The 12841-nt window shown below is 62.7% G+C and carries 14 protein-coding genes; 6 read left to right on the top strand and 8 right to left on the bottom strand.

Annotation, left to right across the window (positions count from 1 at the left end):
* The first annotated feature begins 67 nt into the window (after positions 1-67).
* A complete protein-coding gene (locus B8P98_RS14190) occupies positions 68-1126 on the top strand; it encodes an NAD(P)H-dependent flavin oxidoreductase (protein WP_042929508.1) in 1059 nt (352 codons plus the stop codon).
* 10 nt (positions 1127-1136) lie between these two features.
* Here B8P98_RS14190 and B8P98_RS14185 read toward each other — a convergent pair whose 3' ends face one another.
* From B8P98_RS14185 to B8P98_RS14170, 4 genes are read right to left on the bottom strand one after another with little or no spacing between them, the layout of a single operon-like run.
* Positions 1137-1796 carry a methionine ABC transporter permease gene (locus tag B8P98_RS14185; RefSeq protein ID WP_004217626.1) on the bottom strand — a complete coding sequence of 220 codons (660 nt, stop codon included), beginning with the start codon at positions 1794-1796 and terminating at the stop codon, positions 1137-1139.
* Positions 1793-2584 carry a methionine ABC transporter ATP-binding protein gene (locus B8P98_RS14180; RefSeq protein WP_025713170.1) on the bottom strand — a complete coding sequence of 264 codons (792 nt, stop codon included), beginning with the start codon at positions 2582-2584 and terminating at the stop codon, positions 1793-1795. The genes B8P98_RS14185 and B8P98_RS14180 overlap by 4 nt, the downstream gene beginning before the upstream one ends.
* Positions 2581-3387 carry a MetQ/NlpA family ABC transporter substrate-binding protein gene (locus B8P98_RS14175; protein WP_002904638.1) on the bottom strand — a complete coding sequence of 269 codons (807 nt, stop codon included), beginning with the start codon at positions 3385-3387 and terminating at the stop codon, positions 2581-2583. The genes B8P98_RS14180 and B8P98_RS14175 overlap by 4 nt, the downstream gene beginning before the upstream one ends.
* A 23-nt stretch (positions 3388-3410) precedes the next feature.
* The gene (locus B8P98_RS14170; RefSeq protein ID WP_025713169.1) at positions 3411-4439 is read right to left on the bottom strand and encodes an isopenicillin N synthase family dioxygenase; all 1029 of its coding nucleotides are present in this window, start codon (positions 4437-4439) and stop codon (positions 3411-3413) included.
* Positions 4440-4723: 284 nt separating this feature from the next.
* Between B8P98_RS14170 and B8P98_RS14165 the strand changes: the two genes are divergently transcribed.
* From B8P98_RS14165 to B8P98_RS14155, 3 genes are all read left to right on the top strand, one after another.
* A complete protein-coding gene (locus tag B8P98_RS14165; RefSeq protein ID WP_002904643.1) occupies positions 4724-4987 on the top strand; it encodes a VF530 family protein in 264 nt (87 codons plus the stop codon).
* 21 nt (positions 4988-5008) lie between these two features.
* Complete coding sequence (locus B8P98_RS14160) at positions 5009-5320, top strand: cupin domain-containing protein (protein ID WP_004205936.1); 312 nt, start codon at positions 5009-5011, stop codon at positions 5318-5320.
* 178 nt (positions 5321-5498) lie between these two features.
* Positions 5499-6254 (top strand): VOC family protein, encoded by a 756-nt coding sequence (locus B8P98_RS14155; RefSeq protein ID WP_025713168.1) that lies wholly within the window; start codon positions 5499-5501, stop codon positions 6252-6254.
* Positions 6255-6263: 9 nt separating this feature from the next.
* Here B8P98_RS14155 and B8P98_RS14150 read toward each other — a convergent pair whose 3' ends face one another.
* Positions 6264-7208: an AraC family transcriptional regulator gene (locus tag B8P98_RS14150; protein ID WP_080924593.1), complete on the bottom strand. Its 945-nt coding sequence runs from the start codon at positions 7206-7208 to the stop codon at positions 6264-6266.
* A gap of 105 nt (positions 7209-7313) precedes the next feature.
* Between B8P98_RS14150 and B8P98_RS14145 the strand changes: the two genes are divergently transcribed.
* Complete coding sequence (locus B8P98_RS14145; protein ID WP_025713166.1) at positions 7314-8552, top strand: MFS transporter; 1239 nt, start codon at positions 7314-7316, stop codon at positions 8550-8552.
* Here B8P98_RS14145 and hpxE read toward each other — a convergent pair.
* Both hpxE and hpxD read right to left on the bottom strand, forming a co-directional pair.
* Positions 8529-9503, bottom strand: coding sequence for a molybdenum cofactor-independent xanthine hydroxylase subunit HpxE (gene hpxE, locus B8P98_RS14140; RefSeq protein ID WP_025713165.1), 975 nt, complete (start codon positions 9501-9503; stop codon positions 8529-8531). The genes B8P98_RS14145 and hpxE overlap by 24 nt on opposite strands.
* Positions 9504-9514: 11 nt before the next feature.
* Positions 9515-10552: a molybdenum cofactor-independent xanthine hydroxylase subunit HpxD gene (hpxD, locus tag B8P98_RS14135; protein ID WP_095033150.1), complete on the bottom strand. Its 1038-nt coding sequence runs from the start codon at positions 10550-10552 to the stop codon at positions 9515-9517.
* Positions 10553-10677: 125 nt separating this feature from the next.
* On the opposite strand from hpxD, the gene hpxR reads away from it, so the two are divergent.
* Positions 10678-11601 (top strand): LysR family hpxDE operon transcriptional regulator HpxR, encoded by a 924-nt coding sequence (gene hpxR, locus B8P98_RS14130; protein WP_008804925.1) that lies wholly within the window; start codon positions 10678-10680, stop codon positions 11599-11601.
* On the opposite strand, the gene hpxO is transcribed toward hpxR, so the two are convergent.
* Positions 11582-12736: an FAD-dependent urate hydroxylase HpxO gene (gene hpxO, locus B8P98_RS14125; RefSeq protein WP_025713163.1), complete on the bottom strand. Its 1155-nt coding sequence runs from the start codon at positions 12734-12736 to the stop codon at positions 11582-11584. The genes hpxR and hpxO overlap by 20 nt on opposite strands.
* Positions 12737-12841 lie beyond the last annotated feature (105 nt).

Here is a 12841-nt window from a genome sequence, read left to right as displayed (position 1 = left end):
TGATATTGATCTTATCATCTTTAAAAGAGATGGTAAGCCTCCGGCATCGCTAATGCATGAGGAAACCATGAGCAACCCGCTGCTTTCGCTTCTTGATATTGATTATCCCCTGATTCAGGCCCCGATGGCGGGCGTCTCCACCCCCGCGCTGGCCGCCGCGGTAAGTAATGCCGGCGCGCTGGGCTCGCTGGGGCTGGGCGCGTCAACCGTTGCCCAGGCGGAAACGATGATAGCGGCTACCCGCCAGCTGACGGACCGTCCGTTCAATGTCAATCTGTTCTGTCATGCGCCGCCCCGGCGCGACGCCCGGCGGGAAGCCGACTGGGCAACAACATTACGCTCCCATTTTGCCCGCTATGGCAGTACGCCCCCGGATTCGTTAAAAGAAATCTATCAGACATTCATCGGTCATACGCCGATGCTGGAGCTGCTTCTCGACCTGTCGCCGGCGGTGGTGAGCTTTCATTTTGGCCTGCCTGCGCGCGAGACGATCCAGCGCCTGCAACAGCAGGGGATCGTCACCCTGGCAACAGCAACCTCGCTGCAGGAGGCGCTGGTCATCGAGCGCGAGGGAATTGACGTGGTGGTCGCTCAGGGCTATGAGGCGGGCGGGCACCGGGGGATCTTTGCTCCGCAGGAGCCTGATGCCCAACTGAGCACCTTCACCCTGGTGCAACTTCTGCGGCGTCGGCTAACCATCCCGGTGGTAGCCGCCGGGGGCATCATGGACGGGGCGGGGATCACCAGCGTAATGCAGTTGGGGGCGCAGGGCGTTCAGCTCGGTACGGCGTTTTTACTGTGTCCGGAATCGGCCGCCGACGCCGGTTATCGCGCGGCGATCAACAACAGCATTGACGGACGTACGGTGCTGACCTCCGCGATATCCGGGCGTCCGGCACGCTGTCTGGCGAATGCCTTCTGTGCGCTGGGGGAAGCCTGTCCGGCGAGCGCCGTGCCGGACTATCCGCTGGCGTACGATATCGGCAAAGCGCTGGCCGCCGCCGCGAAAGCCCAGGGCGTCCATGAGTATGGCGCCCACTGGGCCGGGCAGGGGGTGGGATTGATCCGCGAGTGTGACGCCGCCAGTCTGGTGCGCCAGCTGGCGGCAGAGTGCGGCTGGAACTAATGTCTGACGGTTAGCGACGGTGGGCGAGGCTGCGCACCAGCCGATCGCCGGCCATTTGCACGCCCTGGACCATCGCCACCAGGATCAGCACCGTGCCAAACATCACTTCATTATTAAACCGCTGATAGCCGTAGCGGATGGCGAGGTCGCCGAGTCCGCCACCGCCGATCACGCCGGCCATGGAGGAGAAACCAATCAGCATCACGATGGTCAGCGTGATCCCGGCCAGCAGCGTTGGCAGGGCTTCCGGCAGCAGAGATTTAAAAATCACGTGCCAGACGTTGCCACCCATCGACAGAATGGCTTCGATTCTCCCGTAGTCCACCTCGTCGAGCGCGTTTTCCGTCAGGCGGGCAAAGAACGGAAAGGCGCCGATGGTCACCGGCACGATGGCGGCGGTGCTGCCCAGCGTGGTGCCGACGATCAGGCGGGTAAAGGGGATCAGGGCGATCAGCAGCACGATAAACGGCAGCGACCTGCCGATGTTGATCACCGCGCCTAACAGCGCGTTCAGTTTCGGCATCGGGGCCAGCCCGTTGGCGCGGGAAATAAATAACAGTACGCCGGTGGGCAGCCCGATCAGTACGGTAAACAGGGCCGCGAGGCCCACCATATAAAGCGTATCCAGCGTGCCGTCGAGTAATAACGGCCACAAATCTTCCCAGCTCATGCTACTCCGCATAATGGCCTCCCCTGAACGCCGTGACGGGTAAGAAAATCCTGTTCAGCCTGCGGGTCGTGCAGCAGCGACTGGCGCAGCCGCGACCATGGGGTCACCAGCAGGTCGGCGAGTTTACCGCTCTCGACAATCTCGCCCTGTTCCAGCAGCGCCGCGTGGTCACAAATGGTTTTCACCACCTCAAGCTGGTGCGTAATCAGCACAATGGTCAGATTAAGGCGCTGGTTAATATCCGCCAGCAGGGCCAGCACCGAGGCGGTGGTCTCGGGATCCAGCGCACTGGTCGCCTCATCGCAGAGCAGCACTTCCGGCCGGGCGGCCAGCGCCCGGGCGATACCGACGCGCTGCTTTTGCCCGCCGGAAAGTTGCGACGGGAAAGCGGCGGCCTTTTCGCTGAGATCCACCAGCTCCAGCAGTTCGCGCACCCGGGCCTCGCGAGCGGCCTTCGGCACCCCGGCAATCTCCAGCGGCACCGCGATGTTGTCGGCGACGGTACGGGCATGCAGCAGATTGAAGTGCTGGAAAATCATCCCGGTGCGCAGGCGATAATCCCGCAGCGCCGCCTTGTTCAACTGGGTAATATCCTGTCCGTTCACCAGAATGCGGCCCGAGGTGGGCCGCTCCAGTAAATTGAGACAGCGGATGAGCGTACTTTTGCCGGCGCCACTGCGCCCGAGAATGCCGTATATCGCTCCTTTTGGGATCTGCAACGCGATATCGTTCAGCGCCGGTCGGCCGGTTCCGGCGTAGGTTTTGCTCAGCCCTTCGATGGTGATCATGACTGAGGGGCCACCGGGATCACCGAGCCGTTGTAGGTTTTGCGGATAAACTCCGCCACCTGCGGCGACGTCAGATCTTTCGCCAGCGCCTTAATGCGCGGGTCATTCGCCAGGGCTGGGGTGGTCACCAGAATATTGGCGTACGGGTTATGCTCGGCGCTTTCCAGCCCCAGGGCATCTTTCGCTGGCACCAGGCCGGCTTCCAGCGCATAGTTACCGTTAATCACCGCCAGGTCGACATCGTCGAGGGAACGCGGGATCTGCGGTGATTCAATCTCCAGAATCTTCAGGTGTTTCGGGTTCTCGACAATATCCTTCGGCGTCGCCAGGGTGGTGGCCGGGTCGGTAAATTTGGGATCCAGCTTGATAAGCTTCTGCGCCTGCAGCAGGAACAGCGCCCGGCTCAGGTTGGTGGTGTTATTCGGCACCGCCACGGTGGCGTTTTCCGGCAGTGATGAGAAATCTTTATGCTTGTGCGAGTAGATCCCCAGCGGCTCAATATGCACGGTGGCCGCGACGGCAAAGGTTTTACCCAGCGCTTTCTCCTGATCCTTCAGATAGGGGACATGCTGGAAGTAGTTGGCATCCACATCGCCACTGGCCAAGAGTTCATTGGCGTTGACCCCGCTGGTCAGCTCCACCACCTTCAGATCGAGGCTGGGATCGATTTTTTTGATGTAGTTGAGGATCTCCGCATGGGGAACCGGGTCCGCGGCGACGCGCAGCGCGGCGGCCTGGGCAGACGTCCATGCCAGAGAAAGAGACAGTGCGACCCCTGCCAGTTTAAAAGCGGCATATTTCATGGTGTGTTCCTTTTTAGTTATGGTTAAACGATCAATTGCTCGGCGCGTTCGCGAAACACGTCCTGATAGTAGCGTTCCGCCACGTCCGGATGGGAGCGCAGACGGCCCTTGAGATAATTCCAGCCGACATCGCGCAGCAGCGGATTGTGCGGATCGCTGTCCGGACCCAGCGCTTCACGCGCCAGTTCGGGCGGCAGGGTGTAAACCGGCACCACCGCGTCAAGCTGGGCGCCGAGGAAGAAGGCGATAGAGAGGCGCTGTTGCTGCGCCGGCGGCGACACGACCCGATGGACGGTGGCGCGCAGATAGCCGTTGGTCGCCAGCTCCAGCAGTTCGCCAATATTGACCACAAAGCTGCCGGCCAGCGGCACGGCGTCGATCCACTGTCCAGGCGCGACCTCTACCTGCAGCCCTTTCTGCTCGTCCTGCAGCAGGAAGCTGAGAAAACCCGAATCTTTATGGGCGCCGACGCCCTGGCTGCTTTGCGTCTCCTGCTGGCCGGGATAGCGGATCAGTTTGATATGCTCGTTGGGTTTGTCGCCATAGAGCTGGTCGAAAGCATTCTCCGGGAGCTGCAGCGCTTCGGCAAAGGCGCGCAGCAAGCGGATGCCCACCTGGGTCATTTGCTGTTGCCAGTGAAGTAATACCGGTTTAAGCGACGGCAGGGCGGCAGGCCACAGATTGGGGCCCTGAAGGCGCTGCCAGCGCAGGGCGTCGTCGCTGAGGGTCAGCGCCGGACGTTCGGCGCCGATATCAAACTGTTCCCGCCAGTCAGGCTGGCCGCGCGTCAGCTCAGAGGCCGCGCGGTTATAGCCGCGAAAATGGGGGGAGTGGATCATCGCCACCTGCTGTTTTTGCGCCTCATCGAGGGCAAAAAAGCGTTGGGACTGGCGCTGAACTTCATATTGAAGCGCGTCGTCGACGCCGTGGTTGATCAGATAGAAGAAGCCGATGTCGCGAGCGGCGTGACGCAGGTCGGCCAGGAAGGCCGCTTTATCCGCGGGGTCCGCGTAGCGGGCCAGGTCGAGAATCGGCAGGGTGGTCGCGTTCATTGTGTTCTCCGAAAACGGGGTAATAAGTTATGGGTTGATTCAGGTTCAGGGTTCGGGCACAACAGCAGCGCATGGTGATTTCCTCTGTCCGGGGCTGAACACAGCTTGCCTCAAGGCCAAATAAGCAACCAATAACGTTATTTTCTAATTTATGACCGCGCGGGGTTCAGTGCTTTTGCGTTAAATAGATATAGGCGCGAAGCGCGTAATGAAGCCGGTTGCGCCGGTCGGTCAGAGCCAGTAAGGTAGGCGCACTTTTTTAATGCGCAACGGACGTATCCTTAATGCACAGCTCAAAAGATCCCCTGCACGGCGTGACGCTGGAAGCGCTGCTCAATGCCCTGGTGGCGCGCTATGGCTGGGCGGAAATGGCCCGCCAGGTCAACATTAACTGCTTTAAAAGCGATCCCAGCATTAAGTCCAGCCTGAAATTTCTCCGCCGAACACCGTGGGCGCGTAAAGAGGTGGAGGCGATGTATCTCGCCTCGCTTGATGATGATGCGCCGGTCGAAAAAGCGGATCCCTGGGCAAACTGGCAGAAAAAATAACCCTTACCACAGGACACCATCATGCAGAGCTGGAGCAGTAAAGATTTCACCGCCGACCGCGCGTGGGGCGCGCTGGATATCGCCAATTTTTCCGGCACCACCGTGCGTCTGCACTGGACCGACCAACCCTATATCTGGCACATCAACGACGGTCAGGAGGTGTTTGCAGTGATGGATGGTCAGGTGGCGATGCATGTGAAGGTCGACGGCGAGGAGCAGGTGATCATGCTGAACGCCGGCGATATCTTCTACGCTGAGGTGGGATGCGAGCATGTCGCCCATCCGCAGGGGGCGGCGCGTATTCTGGTGATCGAGAAAGAAGGGTCGGTCTGATCCCGCCGGCGGGTGGTTCGTTAGTCCGCCGTTTCATCGCCTGGCAGATGCCATATACCGCGTTGATATAAATAACTTATCCAGCTTTCGATATATTTAATTCTTGTTTGCCAATCCCATCATCCCGGCACTATCTTTTGCCGCAGACGCCTGACCAGGCACAATCGCGGGAGAGATCATGGCAACCTTGCAGTGGGACCACGCAGTACAGTTTGTGAATCAGCCGGAAGCGGCCATTCAGACCTTTGCCGACCAGCAGCTGCGGGCGGTGGCCGGCGGGCGCCATCCGGGGTGGGGAACCCGCAATGCGCTGAGCTATTTTGGCCTGACCTATATCGAATTTCTCGCCATTTCCGACCCGGATGAACTGCGCGCCGCGACGGACCGGTTCCTGCTCTCCCGCGACGCCGCACGGTTGCTGCCGGAGAACGAGGCGCTGTTTCGGGTAGCGCTGCGCAGCGACGACATCGACGCCACCCATGACCAGTTGCGTCGCAAAGGCGTGACAGTGTCACCGATTGTCGATGGTCAGCGCAACGATCCGCAGGGCAATATCATCCGCTGGCGGATCTTCACCATCGATGGCGACTTTGACGGGCTGGTCTATCCCTTTGTGCTGCAGTGGGGTGAAGACGATGCCACCCGGCTGGCGCGGCTGCGTTCCCAGGAGCTGGACGTGCCGCATCCGCTGGGAGATATCGTGCTTGAGCAGGCGGTGTTCGAGGTGGTCAATCCGCAGGCGGTGCGCGATCGCTGGCAGGCGCTGCTGGGCTTTCAGCCACTGGGTGAGCAGGGGCTCGACGTGGGCAGCCAGCAATTTATCTTCCGTGAAGGGGCTGGCAACCAGCTGACCGAACTGGTGTTCCGCGTCGCCGACCCGGCGCTAAAGGGACAGCGATTTCGCGTCGGCAACGGCGTGTATCGCTTTACATAAAAGCTGAATCTAGCGTGCCGTGGCGCGCAGGGCACCCGGCGGCTGGCCGGTGATGCGTTTGAAGGCCCGGCTGAAGGCCGCCAGCGATTGATACCCGAGGCTGAAGGCGACCGTTTCCAGCGCCTGGCCTTCGTGGGTGATGTACTGCACCGCCAGCCGCATACGCAGCTCGGTCAGATAGCGGGCGGGGGTGGTGCCGGTGGCGGCGAGAAAACGTTCCGCGAACAGCGAGCGGGAAAGCCCCGCCTCCCGCGCCAGATCTTCCACTTTCCAGTTGACCCCCGGGCGCTGATGCATGGCATAGATCGCTTTCGCCAGCCGGGGATCGCGCAGGACCTGCACCCAGCCGGTGGCGTTGCCACATCCGCACGCGACCCAGCCGCGAACAATCAGCGCGGCCACCACGTCCGCCAGCCGGGCGAGGATCCCGGCATAGCCTGCCTGACGGGTGAGGGATTCCCGTTCCATCGCCGAGAGCAACGGCTGGATCTCCGGCCAGGTGTTAAGCAGGCTGCTGACCCGCATCACCTCGGGCATGGCCTTCACCAGCGGCTGCATGCCGCCGAGCTCAAAGTCCATACATCCGCTAAAAATAACGACGCGCTCCGGGCAGTCAGGGCGATCCGCGGCGTTGATGCAGCTCACCGTGCTGCACACCGTTTCGCTGGGCAGCTGGGCCACATTGACCGCTGTAGCCTGCGGATCCGAGAGCAGGGCGTGCCCGTCGCCGTTGGGAATAAACAGCGCATCGCCGCTCTCGAGGGTGAACTGTTCTCCGCTGGCCATGCGCAGCAGCACCGGCCCGCGGCTGATGAAATGGAACTGGGCTTTGCCCGCCACGGCGCTAAAGCCGACGCCAAACGGGCGTGCGGTTTCGATGCGCCGGTAGTTGACGCCGGAGAGGCGCATCCCGCGCAGCAGTTCGCTGGTCAGGTCGATGGTGGGCTGGGTCATGGTAATCCCGGACGAATAATCAATAACTGGAGAGTATGCATCATATATCGTCCGAAGGTAAGTCCCTAAGATGGCCAGGATGTTAATAAAACTGGAGAGATGTATATGAGTTCCTGCATAGCTGCTGACGCGAGCCTGTCTCCCGCCAGACCTGCCTGGCGCGCCGTCTATGCCCTGGCCCTCGGGGTGTTCGGCCTGATCGTGGCCGAGTTTCTGCCCGCCAGCCTGTTAACGCCGATGGCCAGCAGCCTCGGCGTCAGTGAAGGGATGGCCGGACAGGCGGTCACCGCCACGGCGCTGGTGGCGTTAGTCACCGGCCTGCTGATCGCCACCGCCACCCGCAATATCGATCGCCGCTGGGTGCTGATGTTCTTTTCCGTGCTGCAGATAGTCTCCAGCCTGATGGTCGCTTTTGCCGATTCGCTGGCGTTTCTCCTGCTGGGCCGTCTGCTGCTCGGGGTCGCCATCGGCGGCTTCTGGGCGATGTCCACCGCCACGGCGATGCGTCTGGTACCGGCGGCCCATGTGCCGAAGGCGCTGGCGATCATCTTTTCCGCGGTGTCAATTGCCACGGTGGTGGCCGCGCCGCTCGGCAGCTATCTTGGCGAGCTGATCGGCTGGCGCAACGTGTTTATTCTCTGTGCGATACCGAGCCTGCTGGCGCTGCTCTGGCAGCTGTGGGTGCTGCCCTCCATGCGCCCGGAGAGCGTCGGGACCTTCTCCACGCTGTTCAGGGTGCTGCGCCGTCCCGGTATGCTGGGCGGCATGCTGGCGACGATCCTGATTTTCAGCGGCCATTTCGCCTTCTTTACCTACCTGCGACCGTTCCTTGAGACCGTGGCGCAGGCCAGTGTCGAAGGGGTCTCGCTGATATTGCTCGGCTTCGGTATCGCTAACTTTATCGGCACCTCGGTGGCGAGCTATCTGCTGAGCCGTAGCCTGCGCCTGACCCTGGCGCTGGTGCCGTTGATGATGAGCGTTCTGGCGCTGCTGATGGTGACGTTTGGCCATCTGACCGTGCTGGACGGGCTGCTGGTCGCCCTGTGGGGATTTGCCTTCGGTCTGGTGCCGGTGGCCTGGTCCACCTGGCTTGCCACCACCGTGCCGGATGAGGCAGAAAGCGCGGGCGGTCTGCTGGTCGCCTCTATTCAGCTGGCCATCAGCGCCGGGGCCGCCGGCGGCGGGGCGGTGTTTGATCTCCACGGCGCCAGCGGCGTCTTCACCGGCAGCGGTCTGCTGCTGGTGAGCGCGATGGTGATTGTCTTCGCCGCCGTGCGGGTGAAACCGGTCGCCAGCCCTGACCAGCCGGAGACGGGCCGCTTATCCCGCGAGATCGATAACTAAATTGGCCGACAGGCTGCGGGAGCAGCACAGCGCAATATGCTGCTCCGCGGCCTGTTTTTCCGCCGCCGACTGCACGGTATCCCGGTGGTCGACGGTTCCCTCCCGCACCGGCGTCAGGCAGGCGCCGCAGATCCCCATCTCGCAGGAGAGCGGCACCGCGACGCCATGCTCCTGTAGCACCTGGGCGATGGTTTTGTTCCCCGGGACCGGCCAGCGTTCCCCGGTGGAGGCGAGGGTGATGGTGAAGGTTCCGTCCGCCGCCGACGCTGCCGTCGGGGCGGGCGGCTGGAACGCTTCGCTGTGCAATTGCGCCTCCTCCCATCCGGCCGCCCGCGCGGTATCGCGAACCCGGGCCATAAATCCGGGCGGACCGCAGAAGTAGACCCGGGTGTCGGCGTCCGGCGCCCCCAGATCCTGCGCCAGCCGCTGGCGCGGACTCTGCCCCTCGTCTGAGCAGTGGATCTGGCAGATTCCACCGGTTAGCTGGCGGGCGATCTCGGTGGCGAAGGCGGCCTCCTGCGCACGGCTAACGTAATAGTGCAGCGTAAAGCTGGCGCCGGACGCCGCCCGGGCGTGGGCCATCGCCAGCAGTGGCGTAATGCCGATCCCGGCGGCGAGAAGCACCACATGGCCGCCCTCGTGCAGCGGAAAGTGGTTGCGCGGGGCAGAGATCATCAGCGGTTGTCCCGGGCGCAGGGTGTCGTGGACATAGCCTGAGCCACCGCGGGACTGCGCCTCGCGGGCGACGCAGAGCAGATAGTGATCCCGTTCGGCCGGGCTACCGGTCAGGGAGTACTGGCGGATCAGCCCGCAGGGAAGATGGAGGTCGATATGGGCGCCGGGCGTCCACGCCGGCAGCGGTTGCCCCTCGGCGCTCACCAGACGAACGGCCAGATTTTTCGCGCCCTGACGCCACAGGCCATCGACCACCACGGGGAATATGTCGCGCATATGACCTCCACTCATACCAGAAAGAAATCACCAAAACCCATCTTCTTCAGCCCGCGCCGGTAGGCGATGGAGCTGCGGTCTGCCGGAATATGCGCCTCAAGGGTAAGATCCAGCGGCAGCCGCTCCGGACGCTGGGTCTCTACCATCAGGCGGTCCTCTTCGAACACCCGCAGGTTGAACGCATGTACGTCTTCCACCGGCACGTGCAGGTCGAAATTGCGGGCAATAGGGGCAAACATTCGCGTCACCCGGGACGACACCGGCGAGGCGGCGTTCATGATCACCAGCCTGGCGTCGGCGGGAAAATGGATGGTCAGCGTAGCGGTGAACGGCAGATGCATTTCAAAGTGACGCAGCCACTGGAACCCTTCCGGCGCGCGGAAATCGGCGCTGGCCGGGTAATTGCCCACCGAGCTCCAGTAGTCGGCAACAAAGCCGAACGGCGTCTCCTGCGGGGTGTAGTCCGGCACCTGCTGGTTGTCCGGATCGGCGAAGGTGTCGGTGTGGATCCACGCGAAGTGGGCGACATCGAGAAAGCCTTCGACCTGGCGGCCGGCAAACCCCTTCACCTCGAAGGCCGGGCAGTTGATCTGCTGAAATTCCGCGTCGTCCCAGTGCGGCATGGTCGGTAACGGCGGCGGATTGTCCGGATCGCAGGCCAGGCAGGTCCAGATCAGCCCGTAGCGTTCCTCTACGGCGAAGCTGGTGAGATGCAGTTTGGCCGGAATAGGTTGCCCCGGGCTGGAGGGGATACGGTTGCAGCGGCCATCCTCGCCAAAGCGCAGGCCATGATAGGGGCAGACGATGCCTTCCTCTTCATGAAACCCCAGGGTCAGCGGCACCCCGCGGTGCGGGCAGACGTCGCGGGCGACCACCACCTGGCCTTTAATACGGTAGATGACCAGCTGTTCGTCCAGCAGGGTGGCTTTCACCGGGGCGCCGGTAATATCGCAGGCGCGGGCCACCGGGTGCCAGCAGCGGGCCAGCCGCAGCCAGTCCTCGGGATCAAAGGTGCAATGGGCGGGGGGCGTGGGGGTGATTGTCTTCATGATTTCTCTTCCTGCTCACATCGGTGATTGTTTTATTGTTGTGAGATTATTGTTGTCATATTAGGGTGTTCACATCCATCACCATTAATTCACTCAGCTGTTGCAAAAAAGAGTACAGGGGCGCCATGAGTCCATTTTCCCGTTTCGCGCACTATTTCATCGCCGTGGCCCGCTGCGGCAGCCTGCGCCGGGCCGCCGAGCAGCTGCATATCTCGGCCTCGGCGATTAACCGCCAGATCCTGCAGGCCGAGGAGGCCTTCGGCACCCCGTTGTTCGAGCGCCTGCCGGAAGGACTGCGGATGACTACCGCCGGTGAACTGCTGTATGACAATCTGCTGCGCTGGCAGAAGGAGTTTCGTCAGACCCGACAGAAATTTGATGAGCTGCAGGGGATGAAGCGCGGGAGCGTCAGCGTTGGGATGGTGCAGGCGCTGGCGGAAGGGGGCTTCGCCGCCGCGCTGGCGGAGATCATCGCCAGCTGGCCGTGGCTGGAGCTGGATCTGCAGGTGGCTGACAGCCACACCGTCAGCCAGAAAGTGCGTCAGGCGGACCTGGACGTCGGCCTGATCCTCGATCCGCAGGGGCAGGCCGGGCTCAGCGTGCTGGCCTTTGCCGAACTGGAGGTGGGGATTGTGATGCGCCCGGACCATCCCCTGGCGGGGGCGAAAGCGCTGTCTTTGGGCGAGCTCAGCCTGGAGCGGCACATTGTGCCCGGCGCGCCGCTGATCGTCCATGAGCGGGTGGCGCTCCTCTATCGCCACCATGACTTTGCGCCGGAGAATACCATCAGCTGCAATGATATCCGGCTCATCAAATCGCTGGTGCTGCGCGGCAGCGGCGTGACGCTCCTTAGCCTGCTCGACGTGCTGGACGAGGTCCAGCGCGGGCAGCTGGCCTTTATCCCGCTGCGCAGTACGCTGCTGCGACCGCTGACCCTGGCGCTGTGCACTGCGCCCTCGCGTCAGCTTTCGCGGCCCGCGCAAATGGCCATTCAGACGCTGAGTGCGGTGATCGAATCCATGGCGACGGTCAGCCCAGCGGCCCGCTGAGGATGGTGTCGCACATGCCGTTGATAATGCGCTCCCCGGTCTCCTCGCGCAGCTCCTGGTACCAGGCTTCGGTGAGCTGCATATCCTTCCCGTGGGTGATATCGCAGCGCTTGCGCGCCTTCAGCACCAGGTCACGAACCCGGTCGCAGCGCTGGGCTTCATACTCGCCCAGGGCGGCCGCAATATCGTGGGTCTGGCGGAACACAGCGCCCAGCACCACTGCATCTTCCATCGCCGCGCAGCCCCCCTGGCCAATATCCGGGGTGGTACTGTGTCCGGCGTCGCCGAGCAGCGCGACGCGGCCGCGTACCAGGCGGCTGAACGGTTCGATATCATGGATTTCAATGCGGTTAGTGGTCTGCGGATCGAGGGCGGCGATAAGCTTCTGCACCGGCGGCGCCCAGCCGGCAAAGTAGCGGCTGAGGTCGGCGCGCAGGGTGTCGCGATCCTCCGCCAGACCCGCCGGCAGCGGCACATCAAAGAAAAAGTAGAACCGGCCGCCGGAGACCGGCATCAATGAGACGCGCTTGCCTTCGCCGACAAAGGTGGTCCACTGATCGCCGGGTGCCAGCGCTTCATCTATCTCCACCAGACCGTTCCAGTTGACGTAGCCGGCGTAGCGGCGCGGCGGGGTAAAGCCCAGCACCCACGGACGCAGTGCGGAATGGCTGCCGTCGGCGGCAATCAGCAGATCGCCGCTGGCGCGGCTGCCATCGGTAAACCACACCGTCACGCCGTCGGCGTCTTCCTCACAGCGGGTGACGCGTTTGCCGAACTGCACGCTTTCCCGTCCCCAGAAATCCAGCATTTCCCGCTGCAGCTCTGCCCGGGAGACCGGGCAGGGCCGGCTGCCGGTGCGTTCGATCAGCGGGGCGAGACTGAACTGGGTCATGTTCTCGCCGCTGCGGAAATCGCGATACGCCATCCGGCGCAGCGGCCCGCCGAAGGTCTCCATGATGTCGCCCATGCCGAGGTGGGCCATGCACTTCACGCCGTTGGGCCACACGGAAATCGCCGCGCCGACCGGTTTGATCTCTTTCACCGCTTCATAGACGTCGCAGTCGATCCCCGACTGTTTGAGCGCCACGGCCGCACTTAAGCCGCCGATGCCGGCGCCAATCACGATTGCTTTCATTTTATTCTCCTTATCCAGATGTCGTGACTGACTCCAGCAATTTGCGTACCAGTTCGCCGGAGGGAGGAAAACCGCCTGCCACAGGCACAGCGATGGCTCATGACG

This window comes from Klebsiella quasivariicola (assembly GCF_002269255.1).
Lineage (GTDB): Bacteria > Pseudomonadota > Gammaproteobacteria > Enterobacterales > Enterobacteriaceae > Klebsiella > Klebsiella quasivariicola.
This window is presented reverse-complemented; position numbering and strand designations above follow the sequence as displayed.

Excerpts from the sequence above, each read along its gene's own strand:
- hpxD (WP_095033150.1), bottom strand. The coding sequence starts at position 10,552 with ATGAAGACAATCACCCCCACGCCCCCCGCCCATTGCACCTTTGATCCC.
- hpxE (WP_025713165.1), bottom strand. The coding sequence starts at position 9,503 with ATGCGCGACATATTCCCCGTGGTGGTCGATGGCCTGTGGCGTCAGGGC.
- B8P98_RS14160 (WP_004205936.1), top strand. The coding sequence starts at position 5,009 with ATGCAGAGCTGGAGCAGTAAAGATTTCACCGCCGACCGCGCGTGGGGC.
- B8P98_RS14170 (WP_025713169.1), bottom strand. The coding sequence starts at position 4,439 with ATGAACGCGACCACCCTGCCGATTCTCGACCTGGCCCGCTACGCGGAC.
- B8P98_RS14145 (WP_025713166.1), top strand. The coding sequence starts at position 7,314 with ATGAGTTCCTGCATAGCTGCTGACGCGAGCCTGTCTCCCGCCAGACCT.
- hpxR (WP_008804925.1), top strand. The coding sequence starts at position 10,678 with ATGAGTCCATTTTCCCGTTTCGCGCACTATTTCATCGCCGTGGCCCGC.
- B8P98_RS14175 (WP_002904638.1), bottom strand. The coding sequence starts at position 3,387 with ATGAAATATGCCGCTTTTAAACTGGCAGGGGTCGCACTGTCTCTTTCT.
- B8P98_RS14190 (WP_042929508.1), top strand. The coding sequence starts at position 68 with ATGAGCAACCCGCTGCTTTCGCTTCTTGATATTGATTATCCCCTGATT.
- B8P98_RS14165 (WP_002904643.1), top strand. The coding sequence starts at position 4,724 with ATGCACAGCTCAAAAGATCCCCTGCACGGCGTGACGCTGGAAGCGCTG.
- B8P98_RS14155 (WP_025713168.1), top strand. The coding sequence starts at position 5,499 with ATGGCAACCTTGCAGTGGGACCACGCAGTACAGTTTGTGAATCAGCCG.
- B8P98_RS14150 (WP_080924593.1), bottom strand. The coding sequence starts at position 7,208 with ATGACCCAGCCCACCATCGACCTGACCAGCGAACTGCTGCGCGGGATG.
- B8P98_RS14185 (WP_004217626.1), bottom strand. The coding sequence starts at position 1,796 with ATGAGCTGGGAAGATTTGTGGCCGTTATTACTCGACGGCACGCTGGAT.
- B8P98_RS14180 (WP_025713170.1), bottom strand. The coding sequence starts at position 2,584 with ATGATCACCATCGAAGGGCTGAGCAAAACCTACGCCGGAACCGGCCGA.
- hpxO (WP_025713163.1), bottom strand. The coding sequence starts at position 12,736 with ATGAAAGCAATCGTGATTGGCGCCGGCATCGGCGGCTTAAGTGCGGCC.